Source organism: Brassicibacter mesophilus, from assembly GCF_050433385.1.
GTDB lineage: Bacteria > Bacillota > Clostridia > Tissierellales > Proteiniboraceae > Brassicibacter > Brassicibacter mesophilus.
The window spans coordinates 59,104-84,928 of the sequence record NZ_JBNPXI010000020.1 but is presented as its reverse complement, the minus strand read 5'-3'; the positions used below and the strand labels follow the sequence as shown (position 1 = coordinate 84,928).

Genomic DNA, 25,825 nt, shown 5'->3' with positions numbered 1-25,825 from the left:
CCATGCATACAGTTGTCTCGGTTTATATAGTGTAGATAATCCGACTACTCATGCGGCTATATCGTTACGGAGACAACATGGCAGTTTGCTTATACTATTCATTGCTACTCACCAACTGAAAACAGATAACCCGAACTATACTTGTCACAACCATCAAGAAATACTTCCGCAGTCCAGTATTTTTCTGGGTACGGAATATTAACGCCATCGCCGAGGATAATATTGCGCGTGACATCGTACATGGCATCGTTATCGTAACCCTCACGGGAATGCATGGCGTCCATGTCGCCGGAGAACGTTGCGAACGCGAAGCGCGAATAGTAAGGCGGCCCCGCCTCAGGAACGTCGTGCGGCACAAAGTCAAACGCGAGAAATCCATCAGGCACAGGAGTGTCCGCTTTCATGAACCGCCCCCAAACACCATGCCACGGGCCAACATCCACGCCTAGCCCGTAATGGTGCATAAACAAAACATCATAGTCAAAGTCCGATTTATGCTCGTTCATGGCGTCCAGAATACAGAAAAGTTTCTTGCGAACCTCCATATTGTCTAAGTCATCGCTTTCCCGCCCGATAAAGCGCATAGCGGACATTTTTTTGTATTCAAAGCTGTCCACTTTGAAGCCCTTTTGTTGCCTCTCAACCATATCTGGCATAAACAGCGCCCACTGTACCCCTGCATCGCTGTCCTTCAAGCAATTGATATATCCAAATAAATCTACACTATCAGTACCTGTAGGGCCTGTTTTATTGCCTGCAATTTGCTCCCGTATACCGCGCTCCCGCATGGCATAAAAGTCATCAAATACCTGGGCTACCAATTCTTGTAACCGCTTGTCATGAACCAACCCCGACAGCTCGTCATCAAATCGATCCAACGCCTTGAACACCGCTGCGTTAACCACGCCAGACGGCTCTAATTCTGACAAGTACGCCCGAAGTTGTGCGTTCTGTTCTTTGAACCGCGCAAACACGCCCTGTATCAAAATTTGCTCGTTTTCGGCGAGTTTTTCGTCACTCCATTGTGAATCGTCCAGCACCCATTCGGTCAACGCATCAAAAACGCCCGGATTTTGCCCCCTTGCTTTAGCCGCCCAGCTAACAATCCTTTTGTATTTCTCGGCATCCGTCAGTTTCTCGCCCTTTTGCCATTCGATGTCGCTCCAATAAAACTCGTCAATCAGTTTACGTGACATATCAAATCCTCCTTGAATGATAACGTTAATGGACAGCGGAAAAAACAGCTTAACCTTTCCCCACTGCACTTTCGATGGCGGCACGCCGTGAAACCGCGTAAACGCCTTGGAAAAGCTCTCCTGCGTATCGTATTGATACCGCATAGCCACATCAATGATTCTGCTATTTGGTTGTAACAAATCTTGTGCAGCTAAACTAAGTCGTCTGTTGCGGATGTACTCGCCTATGGTCATGCCCATCACCAAATGAAAAATAAGCTGAAAATGCGAGCTTGACGCATAGGATTGGTTCGATACTTCGTCTATGTTAATATCGTCAGTCAAGTGCTTTTCGATGTAATGAATAGCTTTCGAAAGACATTGAATCCAGTTCACAAGCCACCCTCCTTTCAATGAATATTTTACAATAGCATCACCCATAAAGTCATGTCTTAAAATGCGGCGTTTTGTCCGCTCTAAAAAACTCACCGCTAAGAACAGTTTTTAATTATAATGGTTCCGTCTATATTTCAATCAATAGGCATTTAACAAAGTCTTCAAATATACGATTTAATCTCTCATAATATAAATTTACAGCACCTGCGCAAATCAAGTAGTAAGCTCATATAATAAAACAACTTTGCCTTAAATAATACCAACCGAACCATTCATTGTCAATTCAGCGTTTTAGTCCCAACCGAACATCAGCCCCATCTTTTCGTAATAACGCAACGTTCTTGTGGAAATATTGAAGCTTCTTGATACCTCACTAATTGTCATCAAAACCACCATCCCCTTTCCAATTAAATTATAAAGGACAACATGACATCAAAGTCAATAGTAATTTATAAAATATCTTTACATGAGATTATATAGAAAGTCTTTAACTATAAAATCTATTCCCGTATACTTAATTCACTCCTGGCTGTACGTCTGAAATGATGCAAACCATCATTATACAACTAATATCTTTGTAGTAAAACATGTATAGAGAAGGGAGCTTACGGCAGCAAAAATCTAGCCTATTCATCTTTTATAGTTTTTTCACTTTTGTAGGAATCATAATTGCCAAGATAGCTTACGAAAGCTTGATCTTCTATTGCAATTAATCTATCACAGATTTTATTAATAAAATATCTGTCATGGGAAATAAAAAAGATTGTCCCCTTAAAATGAGATAGTGCCGCCTCTATACTTTCTATAGAAGCTATATCCAAATGGTTTGTTGGTTCATCAAGAATTAATAGATTGACATTTTGAAAAAGTAGTTTACTTAGCTTTAGACGGACTCTTTCACCTCCAGATAAAAGTTTGATCTTTTTGAAAACATTCCCCCCAAAAAACATGAATTTTGCTAAATACTCTCTTGCCTTTCCTTCAAGGACAGAAATATCCTTCCGAAAATACTGGAGGACTGTGAGTTCTTCATTTTCAAAAACTATGTTCTGAGGTAAATAAGCCATCATTACATTTGCACCTAAAACCACTTCACCTTTATCTGGTAATACCTCTCCTAGCAGCATTTTCAGAAAAGTGGTTTTGCCGCAGCCATTAGGACCAACGAGTGCAACCCTTTCACTATATTTAACTAAAAGATTGGAATCTTTGAAAATTATTCTATCTTCAAAACTTTTGGATAAATCTGTAGATTTTATTACTATATCTCCTGAGCGTTCCGTTGTTTTAATATTCATCTTCATATTACTCTTGTTTAAAATGGGCTTTTCAATCCTTTCCATTTTATCAAGCTTAGTTTGCATACTAGCAACCCTTTTGAAAAATTTATTGTTATCAGCTTTCATAGCCCACTGCTTTAATTCCTTGATAGACTGTTCAATACTATCTATTTTCTTCTGCTGCTCTTTATAATCATTGGATTGAATTCTTAACTTCTCTTCCTTTTGCCTAATATACTCAGTATAGTTACCCATGTAAGATTCACTTTCTTTATTCTCTATCTCAATGATTTTTGCAACAACATGATTAAGAAAGTATCTATCATGGGATACAACAATAACTATTCCTTTATAGTTCTTGATGTAGGTCTCTAACCATTCTACTGAATCCATATCAAGATGATTGGTAGGCTCATCAAGTAGTAACACATCTGGGGCATCAATTAGAAGTTTACCAAGAGTAACAGTCGTTTTCTCTCCACCACTTAGCAAATTAAAGTCCTTATTCAAAAAGTTTTCATCAAATTTTAGTCCTTTGCATATCTTGCTTATCTTTTCTCCAATTTCATATCCTCCCTTGAATTCATATAACTGGGTTAGCTCACTGTATTTCGTCAAAGTTTTTTTTAAATCATTGTCATCAAAATTCATCATATCTTTTTCTAGCTCACGCATTTCCATTTCTATACGATATATCTCTTCGAAGCTTAAGTTTAAAACATCTATTACCTTCATTTCATCATCATATTGTGGTATTTGCTCAAGATAGGCGCAACTAGTATATTTGGAAATATTCACCCATCCCTCATCATATCCAGGAGGGACCGGAGCATAAGGATACCCCGCACAATGATTAAGCTTTAATATTCCTGCAATTAATTTAAGAATGGTAGTCTTACCGCTTCCATTATCACCTATTATGCCTACCTTTTCGCCCTCTTTAATTAGAAATGAAATATTCTTAAAAATAAGCGCTGTACCCATATATTTTTTTACACAATCAAAAGATATTTCATGCATTTTAATTTTTTCTCTCCATTCTAAAACTTATTGAAATATAAATACCTCTATAAAACAAACGTTATTATTTTTTTATACAACTTGTGGTAATTTATCATCAATATATAATATATCATGTGCTTACATGAGTTAATACCTTAATCTTTTTTCATAAAAATACTTGAAATCGATAGTCATTAATTATATCAATTACTGTATTTAAAGGAGACCTACTATATGGAAATTTTAGTAAGTTACTAATCTTATTAATGTATATCATAATTCTTTTCTTTTTTATAAACAACATAGAACATTATCACAGTGAAGTAATTTTTTATAGGGGATTGCTTCTATTAAAAAGAATTATTTTTGAATAGCTGATCAAAAGTACATATTTATTAAGCATGCATTTTTTGTTTAAGGATGATTTGTTTTATAGGTTCAAAAATGGTAATATATGTACATAATGTAATAAAAAAGGGGATAACATATGAAAATACATAACCATATGACGTATATTAATATTAATGAATTGTATCATGAATTTCAAAAATCATACAATCATTATAAACAAGAGGAATTGAATCTAATGAAAGACCAAATTATAAACCTTGTTGAAAATAAAGTGATTGATGCCATCAGATTAAACGATGAATGGTTTGTAAATGAACTTGATGCGAGTCATTATGTCCATACCATGATCAATAAAGAAAGGTCTGAAAAAGTCTTTTATGGTGGAAGATTTGGTTTTGATTTATCAGACACAAAACTTGAGGGTAGAATCTTAGATTTAGGTGGAGGTGGTGAAGGCGTCATCGGTCAACTAAAAGGTGAGCAAGTGATTGCGATTGATCCTAATAAAGGTGAATTAGAACAAGCTCCTGAGGGTGGGTTAAAAATCGTCATGGATGGAAAAGATCTAAAATTTTTAGATCACACGTTTGATACTGCAACATCTTTTTTTACTCTAATGTATATACCTAAAGCGGATCATAAGCAAGTTTTAAGTGAAATCTATCGTGTTTTAAAAACGAATGGTGAGTTTGTAATGTGGGATATTAACATTCCACAAATTAATGAACCTCAAAAAGAATATTTTGGCGTTTATCTTGAAGTGCATCTCCCCAAAAAAATACAAACAGGGTATGGTGTGAGGTTAAGAGAACTTCAAAAAGAAGACTATATTGAGTTGGCCAAATCAGTAGGATTTGAAATTGTTGAAGCAATCGATTATGGCATAACTGCCTTTTCCATTCGATTTATCAAAAGATAAAGAAGGGGCTATCAATAAAAAAATCATAAAATTCTTTAAAAATATTGATAAAGTATAATATTTAAGGTTACTAGCGAAACTCACAGTAGGGCTCATTTGTTAATAATGAACATCCGGGATTTTTACATTACCATCAATTTCACCCTCATCAAGTGTTATAACATATCTCTTTTAAATGTAAACAACCCCCAAACCTTTCGGTATGAGGGTACTTATCTTTATATTGAATATTTGCCGAATATTTAAAACCCTGAATATATAGCTTATTTTCTAACTATCAACGCCACCGTCTCCACGTGCCTTGAGAGTACAATAATGATGTCGTCTGGATCTGTTTATTCCTTGATGGGAGAGTATTTTCAAACATTTTATGTTTCATATTAATACCCAATTTCTAGCACAGAAATTTAGCTTATTATAAGTTTGATTATTTTGAAAGCAGATTAAACATTATCTGGGCCATTTCTGCCCTTGTAGCCCTCCTTGTAGGATTGAGTTCTCCAGCACTTCCAGTTATTGTTCCCTTTTCTATCAGTAATGTAATTGCTTGTTTTGCCCATGATTCTATCTGTTCTGCGTCTGTGAAATCTGCCATGGTCATCTCAGAACTACCTTCTGGAAGACTACCGATTATCTTCAATGCATTATATATTAGAACAAACATCTCTTGGCGAGTAATCTCTCTCTCTGGTTCGTATCTGTTGTTTCCTACACCTTGGGAAATACCTAGAGCTTTTGCTGATGACAAATAGTTTGTATAATATGTGTTCCCAGCATCTGCAAAATTATCTGCTGGATATACATCAGGAGAAAATCCATATGCTCTCATGAGCATCGTTATAAACTGACCTCTAGTTAGTTTATCATCAGGACTGAAATTCCCATTGCCTGTTCCTGTTGTAATACCTCTTGCAGCTATGAAGTTTACAGCTTTACTGTACCACTGGTCATTTCCCACATCTTTAAAGTTTATTTTGTTATATACTATACCATAATCACAGAAATAGTTAGTATGAAATTTCATAGTTCTAGTAGTAGCATTATAAACTCCATTAGGTATGGATCCTACATTACCACCTTCATCAATGTGCCATATCACCATACTTTCAGCATTGAAAAGCTCATCATCATTTAGAGTATATGGTATTGATATAGATATTGGTATATAAGATTCCTTCAAGTCTATTTCTTTTCCATCAACTAACATCGTAAACTTCGTAAATGGCCTCTCCCCTATGGCTTCTCCTATTTTTCTTGGCAATAATGACTTATCACCAGATTCAATAGTAATACTGGTGGTCTTATCTAGGTTTTCTGACATTGCAGAAAACATGACTCTTGAGAGCGTTATACTTCCTAAAGGTGTATCAAAGGTAATTAATCCATTATTAGATGAAGTTATTAAACCTACTGGTACCTCCAAGGCATATGATTTTGCTCCAGAAATCTTCGGAATAGACAATACTACATTTTCATTTTCCGTAAAGCTCTTACCTTCCAACGCCCCAAAGGTAATTATGGCATTGCCATCTATAATCCTTATTGAAACCCTATGTTGTATGCCATTTATAAGGACAGTCATGGTGGAATTATTCTCAGTTTCTCTATCATCTACTTTCCCACTATTATCATTATCTTCTTCATCTTCTTCTCCACTATCTTCAGAACTGAGGTTTCTAATATTGACAATATAATCCTGTTGCTGTTCTCCATTCACTACGGTTACTACAAATCTGTTTATTCCATAGGATAGGGTAACAAGCTGAGAGATTGTAATTGGACTACCATTTTGTTTAATCGTAATAGTGCTTTCTGGGTCTTCTGCCTCTGCTAAAATAAAGGTTTTCTTCAAATCCTTAACATCAATATCATATTGGTATACATCATCTTTAAAATCTAGATAAACTCCATCCATTTTAAGCATTGAAAGCTTTGTACTATTCTCATTGATTTCAGTAAAGAAAACATCCACTAATGCACCTTCCTGTGTAAAATCTAAACTAGTATTAAAACTCTCCTCTCCACGGATTTGAACTAAGCTACTTAAACCATTATTTGGGTCATAGCTTTGCTGTTTTTCTAAAATTTTACCACTTTCATCCTTGAGAAATGCTACGAAATTTCCATTGGAAATTCCATTGATGGAATTATTAAAAGCTTCTATCTTAACCTCCGTCTGTCCCTCTGTTCTATGAAGCATACTTCCAATATTAACAGGCATACCGTATTTTTCTACAAGGCTGCGGATTAATATATAGTTCATGTCGTTACCAATTTCAGCATCTTCAATAATTTCTTCATTTTCTATAACTTCAGCATTAAAAAATACTAAGGCACCGCCATCTGGAATCTCTCCATCTTCATTTAAAAATTCCTTCAAACCATCTTCATCTAAGACCATATCTAATGATAGTGCCCCATCATTTATTAATTCTAATCTTTCTCCATCTGAAATAGTTTCTTCTGAAATAGGGCTATTCATATCAAAATCAGGTGAGTTGTATATTTCCAATTTAACAGTATGAATACCTTCTTTAAGCTCACCGTAAGCCTTGTTACTGAGCTGAATGTTGAATCCTCTTTCCCTTTGTTTTTCCTTAGTCACAGTAATTTTATCTATAGCTACATCCACCATATCTAATTTTAGGATTCCACTTTTAATGTCTTTAGAATCTTCATATTCTGCAGTAATGGTATAATGTATATCATCGACTGGGTCGGGTACAGGGAAAAACACAACTAATTCCTTAGTATCCCCTGGATTTATATATTCATCAAATGTATGAGTTACACCTTCAATGGTTATAGTTATATTATCAATTGACTTGATTCCCAGGTTTTGAATATTGAAAGCTACAGGCATATCCATCCCGGGAATAACATCCTCAAATAAATAATCAGGTTCATCAACAGATATTTCATTTTGATAGCTAAATTTTGCCGTAATTAAATCACACTTTTCATCTATAGAACTGTAATCAGATACCATCATAACAAATTGAAGTTCATCTGTTTCTGGAATTGTAACTACCTCATAAAAATCAGCAGTATTTTCCCCATCTAGTTCTACTAATTTAACCTTTCCTGAATATCCTATGGTTCCGTCAGCCTCTTTTATTAGCTTTATTCCCCATATATTATCTCTATAAATATCTGAAGCACCTTCTGCTGAGCTTATATCTGGTTCGTCCCATACAATTGTTAAATCATCCAGATTTTTCGCTCCTTTTACAAAGCAAAAATCCGAGTAAGAATAATTACTTATTTCTGATGGATTACCGATCTCTTGTTCAAGTTCTTTATATAGATTTCCATTACCATCCATGGCTAGAATTTGAATAGTATTCTCTGTGTTCCAACCAATTACAAAACCTTCATCACCATCTGGTAATTCAACAACAGTAATTTGTGGATTTGTATCTTGAATATCATCATTAGTCAATCGAAGATTGTTCTTTATTTTTCCTTTCTCATCAAGCAAAGTAGCCATAATTTCTGAGCTACCTCCTTCTTTTTTAACCTGATAAAGAACAGCTGATGTTCCGTCTGTTAGCATTGCTACTTGAGTATCTTCTACATGATCAATAGTATCGTTATATAATACCTTAGGTACATCCCAATCCGTCCCATCGTAAGTTGAATACAATATTTCATATCCTGCACTAAAATCCAAAGGATTTTCTCGATCTCCTGGAATCACACTATGCCAAGCAACAATTGCCCTGTTTCCTTTTGCAGCTACAACAGGTACCATATCTGATGTACTATTGTTGGTCAATTGTATGGTTTCAAATTCTCCCGTACTAGAATCATATACTGCTGTCATTATTTCTGTAGCATCTAGTACATTTACTATATCCTCATCAGTAGCTTCTTTCCCTTCCATGTCTTCAATATCTGTAAATGTTCGTGTCCACACTACTACAGCATTTCCCTCTGTACCAGCGATTGCTGCATCGCTATCTGGGTAGTCAGATGATAAGATTTCCTCACCCTCTGTAAATACTCCTTCTATACTATCTCGAAGGGCAAAATTTACAGCGGTATCCTGTAGATTAGTACTATCCATATCATGAATATATACCATTATTTTCCCATCTTCACTCATTACAGGATTAGAAGAAGGATATGCATTAGTTAAAATTGGGCTTATACTCTCCGAAGAAAATATATCAAGGCTCTTTAGTCTAGATCTTCCAGAACCTTCACCCCATGACCTATAGTTATTGTAAAGATAGTTTCTATCTTGGAATGTTAAGTTATCAATTTCGGACTCATATTCTTCCTCAGCTTCAATGATATAATATCCGTCACTCATTCTGATAATTTTACCACTTTTGAAAACATCGTTGATTTCGTTAAAATCATTATATGTCCATGATTTCCCTGCACTTAATAGCTCATACTTTCCTTTTTTAGAAAAGAATAGAAATTGAAGCTTATATTCTATACCAGTTGATCCTGATACAGTTAATTTCTGTCCATTTTTTGAAATATCCTCAAAATCGTACCATAAAAATTTCTGTTCATGGTTAATTTGTCCATATGGACCTATTTTTATTGCGGTGACTTTTAAATCAACACCTGCTCCACCAAAACCGTAGATATATCCATTAGGCCTCAACTCAGTAATATAGGCTGTTGAATCTTCAACTATATCATAGATGGTTTTTAACCCAATTTCTGTTGTTACTCCAGTTTTAAATTCTGCTGTAACAGGAAATCCACCTATTGAGGTGTTGTGAATTTTAGAATAGTGAACTCCTCCGCCGATATAACTATCGGATTTAAGCAGTCTCATATCCCATTTGTTTTTATTCTTATTCCAGTAGATTTGACATTCCATATAGGAACCGCCACCATAGGTTTTACTCCTACCAGATACTCCTATTCCAGATTTCGCTTCCTCCATAGTCTTTTTACTCTGCTTAATGTAATTACCCTTGCCCATAGCCTTGATATCACTAAAACCAGGTAGATACTCATAAGATGTTGATTTCCCTTGGGTAACAAATAATCCAGAAGGATTATCCCTTGCATAGTTGCCTAAAGAAAACCTAATTATACCTCTATATATTAAAGGATCCTCCGTAGGGATTATTTCAAGACCTATAGAACTAATACTGCCACTAAAGCCACTTAAAAATTCTAAAATCTCTTTTACATCACTATCTTCCCCGAGACTACTGTATGAACCTGCATCTTCAATAGAACTTAAGACATTGTAGCGAATATCATAGATCCCATTCTCCCAATTATTACTACTAGTCATTGAAGGAAGAAATAAATTTTGTAATATCAAAGGCTTAGATAGTTTAATTAAAGTTAGTTCATCGATTTTTCTAATAACAGGAAATAGTTGAACTGATTCTCCCCTTCCGGTACTTAAAACTAGACCATTGTTTATAGAATGTTTCATATCCATAGAAACGTGTAATACGCCCGTTCTTGAAAAAGGATAGATATCCGTAGGCTTTACTCTAGTTGTGCTTCCCCAATAAAACCCAAACTTATCTTGTAAACTAACCTCATAGATAGCATCCTTTGCATTAGAAAAAATTAAATCCATAGATACTATTGCCTCATTAAAGGTATTACCTATACCTATTATGCTATCAAAACTGTATTTTTCTCCATCCAATGTAAGGGACTGAGAAGTGACAATAACATTGTTTTGAATGCTACTATCCTTCGTTTCTTGAATTTTTCCAGATGCATAAATCCCTTTATTCGCATTGTTAGGATCTCGGATTTCATTATTTGTTAACTCTATCATTAATGGATAGTGAGTATTTTCCCTAGTAGAAACTTCAATTTTATACTCAATTTGAGTATCAGGATCTAAGCGTCCATAAATGTCTGTAAATTCTTTAGGATTAAATGTTAGATTATATATTCCATTAGTTGCACTGACAATCTGATCTTCATTGCCCTTTTTCCCGTTTATAGTAGTTCTTTCTATATATTCTCCATTGACATATACGCCTCCACGTATGATAATATCCTCTGTAAAAGGAGATCCATCATCGTATTTGTATAAATTTAGATTTACATTGTATTTACTTGATGGCACAAGCTTTACTGTGTTTTGTGGATAAATATCAAAGTTATTTGAAGAATTTTGATTGGCTACTAATTGAGAATGATTAAAAACCGTTGTACCATAAACATCTGCTTTATCTATGGGATAAAAAACCACATCACTGGCGATTCCAGTTTCTTCATATACTCCGAGACGACCCCAGTAATCTGTTTTAACTGTTTTTTCTTCTTTATTTCCATTTTTGTAGGTTACCAGACATTCACTTTGTGGATAGGTGTAAAAAACATATAGTTTATCTATAGGCTTGTCTTCAACTATAACTGGTAATGTGGTTTCTATACCTGTATTGTAGTGGGTAGCTGTTACAGAGCTAATTCCACTATCAATAGCCTCAAGAACCAGTGATGCTCCTGGCTTCATAAGCTGAGTGGTGTCCTCAGTTATATCAATATCTTTATATTTTAATACTAAATTCCCTTCATTTCCTACTTTCCAAGTAATTTTATCTGCTATATTGCTTAAATTATAGTTTTCATTATATATAGATAGCTGAGAGACTTTGTCAGAAAAATTCATTTTTCTATTATTGCTAACTGCAGATATAATTTGACTACTGTCCATCTTAGAGAAATCAAGAGATGGCTTGATAATAAGTTCATTTGTAAACTCTTCATTTACCAGTATTTTTAATGCATTGCTATTATAAATATATATCGTATATGAGTCAAAAGACCATACTTCGTCACATTCATTCTTTGCTTCCAAAGAAACAGTATATACATCTAGTAGACCATCTGGATCCACAGACTCTATTGAAATCCTATGATACCGATTCATATCTTCAGGACTATTGGCTGAATATATAGGATCTTCTCTTTTATTTTTCTTAACAGAGAGACGATACTCCGTATTTTCATTTTCATTTTCAATATTAAAACTAACATCAAAATGAGAAGAATCATCAGTCATATAAAAACTATCTGGTCTATCTAGAATAGCCTTTACAGGCAATGATTTTACACGAATATTTGCTTCTGCAGTATAGATATACCCTGTTTCATTTTCTCGAGAAGATACCTCTGCAATATAGCTATATCTATCCTTAGCAGCAGTATTGGTCAGATATTTAGAAGGTATCATGAAGAAATTATTAGCACTATCTCCTATTAAAATTTCATCCTCTGTATACACTATCTCTCCCTTTTTAAAATCATAACCATCGTAATTAGCTTCATACAAGGTATAGGTAAAAGTTGTTTCTGCTTCACTTCCTCCATATACAACATTGTTATATGGAATATTGGTAGAATATTGTATCATTACATCTTGCCCATGCATACTTTCTATGTTCTTCCCACATTCAGGAATAGATAGAAAGGAACTTCCTATAGGCATTACTGTGAGAGTGCGACTTGTCACTTCAACTTCAGTTGCCAATCCTGCATTTGATGCTGTAAGTGTGAATTGAACTGTACCAGCTTTACCTGTCAAATTAATTATCCCTGTACTGCTATTAATAGTTGCCACAGTTTCATCACTGGAAGTCCACCTAAAATACTCAGAATCATCCCAAGTAGCATCAACCTTAATATTGTAGTCCAAGGATAGATTCACTTTTCCATCAGCAGAAACCCTGTCTGTAGCAGGCCATTCTTTATACTCAATCTCTAAATCTTCAGGAGAAGTAATAAAGATAATTGGCTGAACAATATATTCTGCTGTAAGACCGTAGACCAGCTCAAACTCGCTAGACTCCATTAAATATATCTCTGCAATATACTCAATATCCTCACCAGTCAAGTTTATCGGTGGAATAAATTGCCCAGTCAATTCAGTAATAAATCCACCTTCTATCTGAGCATATAGAGGGACATCTATTGCAATCCCTTCCTGTCCTATAACTCTAGCCTTTACCACGGTTATCAAGTTTTCAGTATCGTTGAGGTTGTCCGAAAGCCAGTTAGACAAATCTGTATGTTCTTTTAGTGGAATAGAAATGTAACCCATCGGCTGTATAGTTGTACCTTGCTCTATATTCACTATAGGCTCTGCACAAAAGAAAAAATCATTTATAATATTCATAGTATTCATATTAAAATCAACATAGCTAGGTAAGGCTTCTTCCTGCTCATTCCCAGAAAGATCCATTGCTCCGCTGATATTCTCTATGTATAATATTCCATTATTTTCATATAACTCTTCATCTACTTCATAAAGAAAGGTTAAGCTTTCAGAAATTGTACCATCTTTTTCTATTGGATAATAGTATTCATTATTTATACTTATTCTAATATCATCGATATAAACAGGCTCATTATATCTCAATATAATGGGAACAGTATCACCCAAAGATACATCTGAATCTAACTCAAAAGGCCTGTCAATTCCATTAAATATAGGTGCTTCTTGGTCTGAAAACCGTATTTGCTCCGAACTATCGAAACATGTATAAACCGCTTCCGTAACAGTCGAATAATCTAGGGTAAATTTAAGTGATGTACTCACCGTATTACCTTCAAGATTTCTGCCTAGTCCTACATTTTCAAGTATTTCCTCTCCTCCAAAGGAGATTTCAGTTTCGCCATCCAATATCAATGCTTCTTCTTTCTCAAAATAAGTATCATTTTTAATTTTGTAATTAGCCGAACCTGTAGCTCCACTTGTATTCTCAATGTAGCCTGTAGGCAATTGGAGATGTGTAAATACGCCCATATCAATCATAGTTCGTACATCATCTTCAATATCTATATCAATTGTAATTTCTTCCTTTTGATTTATATACTTCAATGGGTCTTCGGGGATGCTTTCAACATCCTCCAAATCTTCTAAATCATAGAGATACTCACCAGCATTTTCATATGCAATTTCATAATCAAAGCTATTTTCTATAGGTACAGGTATAGTTTCACTTCTTTTACCATCTGAAAACAAAGCATTCTCAATATTATAACAATAAATAAAAAATATACGTTCTCCTGTCCAAAAATCATCAACTTCTGATATCTGGCCATATTCTGTAGGTTTATGTATCCATGGTTTAAGTTCAATTTCCAGTTCTATCTCTGTTTCTCCTGCTTCAAAGGATATCTTGCCAGAGTCCACACTTTTTATTTTGTCAATATAGGAGCTTCCTGATAATAATCTATAGTCGAAAGAAACTTGTTCATTTCCCGGATTATCAAGAGTAAATCTAACCCTAGCTGACCTTGGAGCTGTTTCATCTATTTCTCCATTATTTATAATTTGGTAAGATATTCGTGTTCTGTGCTCTACTTCTGATTGTTCTTCTATAGAGGGTACATCCTCCCATGATAATGGTAGGGTTATACCCTCTGTGGATAGTTGGTTTATAAGAGAATCTAAAGATGATTCATGAGTTATTGAAGGCAATGAATACCCATCATGATCGTAAGTTTCTGTCCCTCCTTGAGCCAAAACCTGAATTGGTATAATGTTTATAAACATAATCAGGACAAGAAAAATTGAAAAATACCGTTTCATTAATCTCACTCTCCTTTAATTGACTTAAATATGGTATTATATATAAAAACAAAACTTTTTATGACTACAGTCATATTTGCTATCATTATATACCATATTCTGTTATAATTCAACAAGGAGGTTAAAAATATGAAAAAAGAAATTTCTAACTATAAAAATACAAAAGGAGAAAAAACAAAACGAAAATTACTTGAAAGTGCCACACGACTTTTTGAAAATAACGATTTTAATAATGTAACTGTAGACGCCATTGTGGAAGCAGCAGGAGTATCGAAGGGTACATTCTATATATATTTTGAATCAAAGGATGCATTAATTGCCAATATTCTTTCCGATTATGTCACTATTGTAGACTCTGACTATAAAAATCACTTAAGCTCTATTACACCTGATACTAAAGCTGATGATATTATACTTTCCCTCATCGCTAAAATTTCTGATGTCCTGATCAATACAATTGGCCGCGATAATATGAGTTTCATCTATAAACTACAGCTTGATAAAACATTTAATACAGATTCCATCAAGGGTTATAACCGAGAATTATACCAAATCTTTAGTGATGTCATTCAATTGGGTCTAGATCAAGGCATTTTCCATAGAGAAATTCCATTGCAAACCATAACAAACCACTTTGTCATGGCTATTAGAGGTATTAGCTATGAGTGGTGTATACGCTATCCTGATTTTGATTTGAAAGAACAAGCACTTTTACACTTTCAATTGCTTTTAAAGGGGATTCAAGTAGAAAAATAAGAAAAGCCTGTAAATCATTTTATGTTTATGATTTACAGGCTACTTTTTTGACATAATAAAAGATCCGATTTCTCAAATCTAATGGTATGAAAAAGCACCCATCAGTTCTGACAGATGCTTTCGAATTAAGCTTTATTGAGATTTGATATTATATTTTGGGTCGTATTTCTCCATAGATGCCTGTACAGCCATGAAGGCATTACAGTAATCCTCTTCCTTGCAAGGTTCGCCTTGGAACATCATATAATCTGCAGCGAGAAGTGTTACCACAAACAAAAAACCATTGAATGTCATCTATACACTCAATGGCTTAAACTATTGTTATTACTTAATTTTATTATTTTCAAGCTTCACTATCACCTCCACGTGTGTTTTGATAGAATAATGATAGAAATACGCATTAACATTAGAGTAGACCCCCTACGACCCACTTTGAGTTCAGGTGACATTTTTTGATAATAGAGTGAGCCAAAATTGCTTAGATTATACTTGATGCTATAATCGTCAAATTTATTATTTAAAACTATACTCTTAATAATTGATATAATAATAACTATATATATAACTATATTTATCTTTTATTTTTATCTAATAATTTTCAGCAATTTGAACTAACCATTGTTTATCTTCATAATTTTGAGTAACAAAATACTCATATGACTGTTGAGTTGATTTTCTCCATTGCAATATATAGTTCCCTTCAAATCCTTCGAAATCTATGGCATGTTTTCTAATCCAAATCATATTTAGTATATTCTTATTCTTTACCCTTTCAAAGTCTACAAATGATGTTGAAATGTTAGAAGTCGTCATAAAAATAATTTCCTTACCTTCATTGTTTCGAAAATATACTCTGAGTACAGGAGTTGTAAAATTATCATCATGATATTTAATAGTATATATTGAATATTCTTCTTCAATCTTAGGTAATTTTATTTGTCCAATCACTTGTTCAGCCTCATTAATACTACTAAATGTTAAATCTCTATTATTAGTAATTTTAAAATATCCCACTACTACAAAACTAATAATTAGTAATATAAAAATTGCTATTCTTTTATACCTCATACAATCCCCTTTCACATCTACTTATAGCTGGATAGTAAACTTGGTGGTTCTTCTTTTACAATTCTATCTTCTAATTTATATTCAGTTATAAAATCTTTTAATGCCAACTCCTGTCTAAAGGCTTCTTCAAGAGTGTCCGCAGATTTCTCTATCTCTAATAATAATGGATATTTTAGAACTGGGCTTTTCATTAGTTTAAAGTCTATTTGTAATTCTTCATTATATCCTGTTATGTTAGTGCCTATTATAGACATAAAATGCCTATGTCCTAATGATTCAAGTAATTTATTTATATTTCTTTTATTAACTTGATTGTTTCTCCCTAAATAAGATTTTAATATACAGCTCTCATTTGTTTCATCAGTTATCTCTTCATCGATTTCATTTCTTACATTAAAAATTCTACCTACATCGGGTTCCTTATATCCCAAATAAACTCGTGTTGTATTGTATTTGCTTACATTTGAAACTCTAAGTATTTTCCCAGCATTAAACAACTTAACTCCATACATCTTTGTTTCAAATTCTGTTGCTTTCTTCAAACAGCTATGTAAAAAAGGCAATATTTTAAAAGCTTCTTCTTGATTTTTAAAATAAAATCTTGTTTCTACTTCATAGAGTATTTTATTCTTCATAATTAATAATCCTCTTAATCATTTCTTGTATTTTTTTATTTTACTCTTTTCATTAAGTATTTCTTTAATGTTATCACATGCATAGGATAAAAAGAATTTTCACTATTTTCTAATAGGGAGTGTAATTCTTTCAGAGATAACCACCTAATATTCTTAGTTTCATTAGTTTTTTTTAGTAATTCTCCCTTAGCCTTACATATAAATGTTTGCACCATTATAGGATATTTTCCTTGTATATTCTGACTAGATAAAAATGGTGTATAATTTAAAACTTTATAGTTATTTGATTCGAAGATTTTAGCTTCCTTTTCTCCTTCAATATAAGTAACCTCTAGCCCTGTTTCTTCACAAATTTCTCTTCTTAAGCAATCAAATATATTTTCAAATTCTCTTATCTTTCCTGCTGGAATTTCAATTAATCCAGTTTCTATCATAGCATCCTTCTTATGCCTTTCTTGAACTAGTATATAATCTACTCCATCTATACTTTTTTCAATTATTCCACCTACACCAGGTTTAGCAAATAGTTCCATTTTAATTTCCCTCCAATAATATATTTGTTTACATTATCAATTTTAATTTTTTAGTTTAAAAGACCATCCTTCTTCTTTAGATTTTGAAATATTTATATAAACTATTTCATCTTCATTATAGTTGAAATTAGCAATAAACTCAGAACTTTGAATTACTTGGTCATTTGAGTCTGTAATTTCCACCCTAAAAGTACATCCATATTCTTCCCCCATATCAAAATGACAATTTTCATTAGGATCAAGCTTACTGCCCATAACATGAGTTTCGCCTAGCTTTTGAATTGCAACACTTTTAATGATTTCAGAACTTTCATTTGTAATAATCAGATTGTTTGGTGAATCTACTTTACTACAAGAAACCCCGAAAAGTACAGCAAGTAAACTACTTAATAGAACTAAATATAATAATATTTTTTTCATCTGGGATTACTCCTTTCATTTTAACCGTTCTACTTCCTACAAACTTGATTAATTTTATATTACAAGTATATTATAATAAAGGATTTTGTATTTAAAAAACGAATTATTTTAATAGTAATAATTAATAAAATTGATAATTTATATATAGGAGGTAGCTAAGTGAACATAGAAGCTATTGAGTCATTTATTTTACTTGCAGAAAACAAAAGCTTTACCAAAACTGCTGAGCTTCAATATGTTGTCCAATCAACAATTTCAAATAGAATAAGCGAGATTGAGAGGTATGTCGGAAAAGATTTGTTTAATAGAAATAACAGAAATGTAGAACTAACTGAGGCAGGAATGGCTTTTTTACCTTATGCCGAAAGAATTCTTATATTAAAAAAAGATGGAATTATCAAAGCTAGGTCTACAGGCAAGTTTGAAGATAGATTAGCAATTGGAATGGTAGAATCAATATATAAGGGTAATTTATCATCTATAATAAAAGATTATTTCAATAAATTCTCTACTATTGCACTAAAGCTCAAAATTAATGATTCAGAAGAAATTATACAACTTTTAGGAGACGAGATAATAGATGTTGGCTTTATATATACTAATCCTAAGTTAAGCAAATTTGAAGTAATCAGCATTTATGAAGATGATATAATTTTAGTTACTAACAATAATAAAGCAAGTGTAAAAAAAGAAATTACAATTAGTGATTTACTAGAATTACCTTTACTTTATGCAGATTTAGGTCCTGACTTTTTTAATTGGTTAAGTGAAACTATTGGATTTAGTCCATTATTAAAGTTTTCAGTGAATAGGATTTCCTGTGCTGTTGATTTTGTTAAAGATGGATTTGGCTATGCCTTCGTTACTAAATCATCAGTAGAAAAAGATTTGTTTAAAGGAAATTTAATTCAAATTAATTTAAATGAATTTAAACCACCCTCAAGAAAAGTTTATATGTTGATTAATAAAAATAAAATAAATTCTTTAGGGGTTAAAAATTGGCTAACTATAATGGAAAATTTATACTAAAAAGATATTTTACTAGCTCTTCAATTAATAATATTATAAATACACAAATCTCATATCCCTTTATATTTCGTATAAATACGCAATATTTCTTTTTTGCGTATTTGTTTATTTCTGTGTAAAAGTACGACCCCAATAAATAAAAACCCCCCAAACCTAAGTTTGAGGGAACATAAAATTGGTCTAAATCCGCTCTATCAACACGACCGTCTCCACGTGATATGTCTGTGGAAACATATCAACAGGTTGTAATTCTTTAACTATATATCCATACTTAGTTAAATATCTTAAGTCACGTTCCTGTGTCACTGGATTACATGATATGTAGATTACTTTTTTTGGCGAAAGTTGAATAAGAGATGATAAAAATTTTTCATTACTTCCACAGCGGGGTGGATCCAAAAATACTGTATCAATGTTCTTCTTTTCTTTAGCAAGATTAATCATAAACTCCCCAGCATCATCATTATAAAAATAAACATTTCTAATATTATTTCGTTTTGCATTGTTTATTGCATCTTTTACTGCATCTTTATTTAGTTCAACGCCTATGACATTTTTTACCTTACTGCTAACAATCAATGAGATAGTACCAATACCACAGTAAGCATCAAGGACTATTTCATTTTTATTTAGCTTCGCCATGTCGATTGCTTTATTATATAATACTTCAGTTTGTATAGGATTAATCTGATAAAAGGATTTCGGCGAAATCTGAAATACACATCCACATAGAGTATCTTCTATATATCCTTTTCCATACAGTATTTTTTCAGTGTTTCCAAGTACAGCACTAGTTTTGCGATTATTAATATTCATAACAATGGTATTGATCTCAGGATGTTTTTTTAGCAGTATATTAATAAAATTCTTTTTCCCTGGAAATACATGAGATGATACTATAAGTACTACCATTACTTGCTCACTAGCAAACCCAGTTTTCACCAAAATATGACGTAAAAAACCCTCACCGGTATCTTCATTATATGGCTTCATTTTAAAAGTCTTCATGATTTCACGTATAGATAAAACGATTTCATCTGCTCGTTTATCTTGAATGCTGCACCGTTCTAAAGCTATTACATTATGTGTATTTTCTTCATAGATTCCTGTGATAATATTTCCTTTCCTATCATAAGACGGTGTTGAATGCACTTTATTGCGATAAAAATATGGCTCCTGCATACTCAATATTTCATTAATATTGCCATAATGCTTCATAAGTTTTTCAACAACATTCTTTTTAAACTCTGATTGGCCATGATAGGACATGTGCTGCAATTGACAACCTCCGCACTGATTATAATGCTGACACTTTGGTGCAACCCTATTTTTTGACTTTTCTAGAATGCGAATTACCTTAGCATTTAAATAATTTCTCTTTTTAGACAATTCTACAATAGCAGTTTCTCCTTCAATTAAGTAAGGAACATGGATTTCTTTTCCTCTTATTTTAATTATTCCTTTTCCTTCTTCGTCCATTCCAACACATTTTATCTTTACTTGATCATTCTTCATATTTTCACCTTTTCCTTTATAGTGTATCTATGCATACTTATTATTAAGTATATGTACTATTTATAAAGCTGGTTGCTTTAGTTATTAAAAGGTTTATACTTGTAAATAATCTTCTCTGCTGCCTTGATTCCATCAACAGCAGCTGAAATAATTCCTCCTGCATAGCCTCCACCTTCTCCAATTGGATAAAGACCTGCAACATTTATACTTTCCATAGTTTCCTCTTCTCTTTCTATTCTAACGGGTGCAGAGCTTCTTGTTTCCACACCAGTCATCAAAGCATCAGATAACGCAAATCCCTTGAGTTTTTTGTCCATTTCTACAATAGCTTCTCTCATAGATTCAACAACATACTCTGGTAAACATTTTTTCAAATTAGTCAATTTTATTTCTGGCAAGTACGAAGGCTTAACATCCCCTAGCTTTTCTGATGATTTATCCATAAGAAAATCTCCGACTAACTGTGCTGGAGCACTATAATTTCCTCCACCCATTTCAAAAGCAGCCTTCTCCCATTTTCTTTGAAATTCTATTCCTGCAAGAGGATGGTCACTTTCAAAATCCTCTGCATTTATTTGTACTAGTAATGCACTATTTGCATTATCCTTATCTCTTGCATATTCACTCATACCATTAGTTACTACTGTATCAGCTTCAGAAGCAGCTGCAACAACTGTTCCTCCTGGACACATACAAAAAGTATACACAGCCCTTCCATTTTTACTTTGGTAAGTTAATCTATAATCGGCAGCTCCTAGTCGTGGATGTTCCGCTTGTTGCTTGTATTGAGATTTGTTGATTAAAGGTTGAGGATGTTCAATTCTTACTCCTATGGAAAAAGGCTTTTGCCTTATTTTTACTTTTCGTGAATTAAGCATTTCATATGTATCTCTTGCACTATGGCCTATTGCTAAAATAACCTCCTGTGTATCAAGCTTTTGAGATTTATTTATCTCAATACCAGTTATTTTACCATTTTCAATAAAAACATCTGTTACTTTGCTATCAAATCTCACTTCTCCGCCAAGGTCTATGATACTTTGCCTAATATTTTTGACAACAGATTTTAAAATATCAGTTCCTATATGAGGCTTATATGAGTATAATACTTCTTCTGGTGCTCCAGCATTTACAAACTCTTCAAGCACTTTTCTACATCTTATATCCTTAGTTCTAGTAGTTAATTTACCATCTGAAAAAGTTCCAGCGCCACCTTCTCCAAATTGTACATTCGATTCTAAGTTTATTTTCCTGTTATTCCAAAATTCATTAACATCTTTAGTCCTTGTATCTACATCCTGCCCTCTTTCCAGCAATATAGGCTTATATCCCCTTTGTGCTAAAACAAGCCCTGCAAACATACCTGCTGGTCCAGTGCCTATTATTACTGGTCGATAAAATAATTCATTATGACCAGATTTTACTTCCTTATAACTAAAGTCTGGACTTTTATTCACATTTTTGTTTTTACTTAAAACTCTATCTTCATTCTCCACATTCACATCTACAATATAAACAAAGTTTATTTCATTTCTTTTTCTAGCATCAATTGATTCTTTATAGATTTTAAAATCAATTATTTCTTGGGGGCTTATTCTAAGTTTTTTTGCAATTTTATTTCTTAATGTTTTTATATCTTCATCTATAGAAAGTTTAACCTCATTAACTCTAATCATTACATTTCTCCCTTTCATATATACTAAATGATATTATACCACATGGAACTAAACAAATTCTCCAATTAGCTTAAAAGCATGAATAGTTATTTTAAATACAATTCTTAGCCTAATACTTATTATTCTATAGCCAACAACTCTTTCAATATCAAGACTAGCACACATAAGCTTTATTAATTAAGTTTATTATATAAAAGAAATATAACTTATAAAACACCTTACTTCAATTCACATTTAAAGTAAGGTGTTTTATTAAAAACTATCTAATTACATTGAAGCCATTTCCCTACATTCATCAGCACACATGCGACATATTTGAGCACACTTCTGGCAATGATCATCTTTAAACATATCACACTCTGTTGCACACTTATCACAAATCTGAGCACATAGCTGACAATGTTCCTTTGAAAACTGTCCGTTCATCGACATCATAGCAGCAGACATTTGGCACATCATTGCACATTCAACTAATATACCAACACAGTTCTTCCTCGCATTTAAGTCAGGTTCATTTAAGCACGCATTAAAGCATTCATAGCATACCTGTGTACATTTTGCACATGCATCAATACATGCTTGAAACTTATCCGTTAAATTTGTTACCACACCCATCTCATAGCTCCTCTCCACTAGAATATTTTTAACAAATTTATTATTTGTGCGATTAGAGCTTTTTATTCTTTTTTTACCTATTTCTCGATGATAAAAAACCTAGTAAACTACCTACAGCCCCAATACTTAAGCTTACCAACATTACTATAGTAGCCAAGTTCGAAACCAGTTCTTTACTAGATGGTAATGGAATAAAGGGAAGTGGACCAGCCATCTTAGTATAAATATATTGAATTAAAAATGATGCTAGAATTGTTGCAACTATCCCTCCTATTATAGTTAACATCAATCCTTGTATTAAAAAAGGAGCTACAATGAAACCTTCAGGCGCGCCTAGTAACCTTAAGGTATTTATTTGCTCTCTGTTACTATATATACCCATTCTAATAATATGTGAAATAATAACAATTGTAGAAATACTAACAGCAACCACCACAAGGCACCCCAAGACTTTAAGCATATCTAAAATACTATTAAGGCGTTCTAATACTTCTCTATTATCCCTAACAGTTTCGATGCCACTCATGAACTGCAATTCTTCTAAGATGTTATCCATCTCCACAAGAGAAATTTTTACCTCGATGAAAGAGCTGAAGGGATTTTCATCGAAAAACTCTAGTACACGGGCATCTTTACCAAGAATCTCCTCCATCCTTCCATACGCTTCATTTTCATCAACTACTCGAGCTTCTTGTACACCCTCCACAGTCTTTATTTGCTCAACTAGCTTTAAAGCAGTACTATTATCGATGTTTTCATCACAATATACGCTTATTTCTGCTTCTCTCTGAAGTACTTCAACAACATGACTACTTACCCCCCAACCAGACAGCACCATTGAAAGAATAAAAAAAATAAGACTTATGCTTATAGCAGATAAAACGTGATATAATAGATTAATTCTTATCATCGTTTTAACTTCTTTTAAAAAATAACCTGTATTGTAAAAAGTATTCTTCATTCTCAGTTTACCCCAAGGCTCCACAGCAAATGTTTCCTCCTTCCACTTGTATCAGTTTACCCTCTTTTTTATCTTCAATCAAATGAGTTGCATGAGTGGTAATAATAACAGCTGTCTTATCATCTTTAAAGGAAGTCAAAAGATCTAGTATATTTAGCGCATTGTATATATCTAAATTACCAGTGGGTTCATCAGCTAGTATTAATAGTGGTTTCCTAGCCACCGCTCGTGCAATAGCTACTCTTTGGCACTCTCCCCATGACAAGTTCTCTACCAATGAAAATACCTTGCGTTCTAGCCCAACCTTTATTAGTGCATCATTTGCATTTTCCTTTAATTGCCCGTAAGGTATCCCTAAGAAACGCATGCCTAACATAACATTTTCTATTGCAGTTCGTCCCTTTATTAATCTAAACTCTTGAAAAACTGGCCCAATCTTCATTCGAAGCTGTCTAATGTTTTCAGTGTTGCCTTTAGCTATATGATATCCCAGCACTTTTAAAGAACCTGTTGTTGGATACTCTACTCCCATAAAAAGCTTCAATAGGCTAGTTTTTCCTGAACCACTCGGCCCTGTAATATACACTATTTCACCAGGATCAACTTGTAAATCAGTATTTTTTAAAGCCAATGTACCATTAGGATATTTTAAGCTAATACTATTTGCTTCAATCATGAATAACACCTCCAGTTATTGTACTAAAACATCTTAGGTTTTATAGTTAAAATTATCTTCTCTTTTTCAATTTCAACAGAAGAAAGGGTATTATCTCCAAGCAACGGCTTTAGATTTAATATTAAATGACCTTCTTGAAACAACTCTTCTATTGAAGACTGTTCTAACGTCATACCGTAAAAACTGCCTTCTTTTGCTTCAAATTTTATAACATTATTGTCTAAAATAATAAGATTTCCTGATAACACAAGATTTTCTTTAGGCAATTCAATTGTCATTTTTCCTGGTTCAAAGTTAAATTTCATTTCTGAAAGCAGAGGATTTTGGGAAATTATATCATTGAAGGTTTTCTCATCTATTGATCCTTTGATGCTAAAAATAGAAAATTCTATTTTTAGCGCATCTAATGACACGTTCCCTTCTTCTATAATATTTGAAAATGCTTTTGTAGTATCTGATAATAATGGTTTTAGTTTGGCCCACATCTTTTTGATATTAGTCATATATTCTTGATAATATTTACGTTCTTCCTTTAAAGACACTAAGTAATCCTCCATATTCAATTTTAATTGTTTCTTATTATCTAAGGATACTTTTAATTGTTTCTGTTTCTCTTCAATTAAAATAAGCTTTTTATTTAATTTTGTTTTTTCAGAAGACATATTTTTTTTACTTTCATCTAATGTGTCTAAGAGTTCACCAGTACCATGAGTAATATCCCTTAAAGTATTAATGTTTCTTAGAAACTCAGAGAAATTTTCTGAGTTCAAGATTATCTCTAGGTAAGACCCTGGACCTTTCTTCTGATAACTTTTTAGTACTTGCTTAAGTGCATTTAGTTTTCGTTTATAAACTGCTTCTTCACCTGAAATCTCTTGTTCTATTCTCTCTATTTCATAGTTTATTGCTTTTATTTCTTGGATAAGCTCCTGTTCTTCTTTCTCCATTGCTTCTATTTCTTGCACAGTAATAAATAATTTTTGAAGGATTTCCTTCTCATCATCAGATATGTCTGCCATTTTTTGCTGAATCTCTGTAAAGGGCTCATCGTCACCATCACCCATAGTAAAATAAAAAGGAATTAAGATAATGATAATTATTAGGCAGAAAATCACGAATACCTTTACTTTTTCTATTTTAATCATTTAACCGCTCCCTTTACTTCAGTTTTAAACTTATCTCATTAACCGTCGTATAATAATTTCTTGTCCAATTGTTTAATTCCTCTTTTATATCATCATTCATTTAATAATTCATCCGCATTTTTCGACAAA

General features: G+C 33.0%; 17 protein-coding genes. 3 read left to right on the top strand and 14 right to left on the bottom strand.

Translation table 11 applies throughout. From position 1 onward, the window contains the following. Positions 1–104: 104 nt before the first annotated feature. From HNR33_RS17665 to abc-f, 3 genes are all read right to left on the bottom strand, one after another. Complete coding sequence (locus tag HNR33_RS17665; protein WP_429085865.1) at positions 105–1,571, bottom strand: helix-turn-helix transcriptional regulator; 1,467 nt, start codon at positions 1,569–1,571, stop codon at positions 105–107. A 291-nt stretch (positions 1,572–1,862) separates the two neighbouring features. Beyond that, complete coding sequence (locus HNR33_RS17660) at positions 1,863–1,955, bottom strand: MerR family DNA-binding transcriptional regulator (protein ID WP_429085891.1); 93 nt, start codon at positions 1,953–1,955, stop codon at positions 1,863–1,865. A gap of 242 nt (positions 1,956–2,197) precedes the next feature. Continuing rightward, positions 2,198–3,871: a ribosomal protection-like ABC-F family protein gene (gene abc-f / locus HNR33_RS17655; RefSeq protein WP_429085862.1), complete on the bottom strand. Its 1,674-nt coding sequence runs from the start codon at positions 3,869–3,871 to the stop codon at positions 2,198–2,200. 469 nt (positions 3,872–4,340) lie between these two features. Between abc-f and HNR33_RS17650 the strand changes: the two genes are divergently transcribed. Further along, a complete protein-coding gene (locus tag HNR33_RS17650; protein ID WP_429085859.1) occupies positions 4,341–5,123 on the top strand; it encodes a class I SAM-dependent methyltransferase in 783 nt (260 codons plus the stop codon). Positions 5,124–5,550: 427 nt separating this feature from the next. Here the strand turns inward: HNR33_RS17650 and HNR33_RS17645 are convergent, their stop codons facing one another. Continuing rightward, entirely contained in the window at positions 5,551–14,667 is a 9,117-nt protein-coding gene (locus HNR33_RS17645) for an S-layer homology domain-containing protein (RefSeq protein ID WP_429085856.1), read from the bottom strand. 129 nt (positions 14,668–14,796) lie between these two features. On the opposite strand from HNR33_RS17645, the gene HNR33_RS17640 reads away from it, so the two are divergent. Next, on the top strand, positions 14,797–15,423 hold the full coding sequence (locus tag HNR33_RS17640) for a TetR/AcrR family transcriptional regulator (protein ID WP_429085854.1): 627 nt from the start codon (positions 14,797–14,799) through the stop codon (positions 15,421–15,423). A gap of 588 nt (positions 15,424–16,011) precedes the next feature. Here the strand turns inward: HNR33_RS17640 and HNR33_RS17635 are convergent. Genes HNR33_RS17635 through HNR33_RS17620 form a run of 4 tightly spaced genes read right to left on the bottom strand, consistent with a single transcriptional unit; the run spans position 16,012 to position 18,079 of the window. Beyond that, positions 16,012–16,491: a hypothetical protein gene (locus HNR33_RS17635; RefSeq protein WP_429085851.1), complete on the bottom strand. Its 480-nt coding sequence runs from the start codon at positions 16,489–16,491 to the stop codon at positions 16,012–16,014. A gap of 17 nt (positions 16,492–16,508) precedes the next feature. Continuing rightward, on the bottom strand, positions 16,509–17,126 hold the full coding sequence (locus HNR33_RS17630) for a hypothetical protein (RefSeq protein ID WP_429085848.1): 618 nt from the start codon (positions 17,124–17,126) through the stop codon (positions 16,509–16,511). A 35-nt stretch (positions 17,127–17,161) separates the two neighbouring features. Continuing rightward, positions 17,162–17,659, bottom strand: coding sequence for an NUDIX hydrolase (locus HNR33_RS17625; protein WP_429085845.1), 498 nt, complete (start codon positions 17,657–17,659; stop codon positions 17,162–17,164). Between the two features lie 42 nt (positions 17,660–17,701). Continuing rightward, positions 17,702–18,079, bottom strand: a complete 378-nt coding sequence (locus tag HNR33_RS17620) for a hypothetical protein (protein WP_429085843.1) — start codon at positions 18,077–18,079, stop codon at positions 17,702–17,704. Positions 18,080–18,238: 159 nt separating this feature from the next. Between HNR33_RS17620 and HNR33_RS17615 the strand changes: the two genes are divergently transcribed. Next, the gene (locus tag HNR33_RS17615; RefSeq protein WP_429085840.1) at positions 18,239–19,108 is read left to right on the top strand and encodes a LysR family transcriptional regulator; all 870 of its coding nucleotides are present in this window, start codon (positions 18,239–18,241) and stop codon (positions 19,106–19,108) included. A 180-nt stretch (positions 19,109–19,288) separates the two neighbouring features. On the opposite strand, the gene rlmD is transcribed toward HNR33_RS17615, so the two are convergent. From rlmD to HNR33_RS17585, 6 genes are all read right to left on the bottom strand, one after another. Beyond that, on the bottom strand, positions 19,289–20,623 hold the full coding sequence (gene rlmD / locus HNR33_RS17610; RefSeq protein ID WP_429085837.1) for a 23S rRNA (uracil(1939)-C(5))-methyltransferase RlmD: 1,335 nt from the start codon (positions 20,621–20,623) through the stop codon (positions 19,289–19,291). Between the two features lie 77 nt (positions 20,624–20,700). Continuing rightward, entirely contained in the window at positions 20,701–22,299 is a 1,599-nt protein-coding gene (locus tag HNR33_RS17605; protein ID WP_429085834.1) for an NAD(P)/FAD-dependent oxidoreductase, read from the bottom strand. Positions 22,300–22,566: 267 nt separating this feature from the next. Next, positions 22,567–22,914, bottom strand: a complete 348-nt coding sequence (locus HNR33_RS17600; protein ID WP_429085831.1) for a four-helix bundle copper-binding protein — start codon at positions 22,912–22,914, stop codon at positions 22,567–22,569. Between the two features lie 73 nt (positions 22,915–22,987). Beyond that, positions 22,988–23,875: a cell division protein FtsX gene (locus HNR33_RS17595; protein WP_429085828.1), complete on the bottom strand. Its 888-nt coding sequence runs from the start codon at positions 23,873–23,875 to the stop codon at positions 22,988–22,990. A gap of 7 nt (positions 23,876–23,882) precedes the next feature. After that, a complete protein-coding gene (locus tag HNR33_RS17590) occupies positions 23,883–24,551 on the bottom strand; it encodes a cell division ATP-binding protein FtsE (RefSeq protein WP_429085826.1) in 669 nt (222 codons plus the stop codon). A 23-nt stretch (positions 24,552–24,574) separates the two neighbouring features. Continuing rightward, on the bottom strand, positions 24,575–25,696 hold the full coding sequence (locus HNR33_RS17585; RefSeq protein WP_429085823.1) for a coiled-coil domain-containing protein: 1,122 nt from the start codon (positions 25,694–25,696) through the stop codon (positions 24,575–24,577). Between the last annotated feature and the right edge of the window lie 129 nt (positions 25,697–25,825).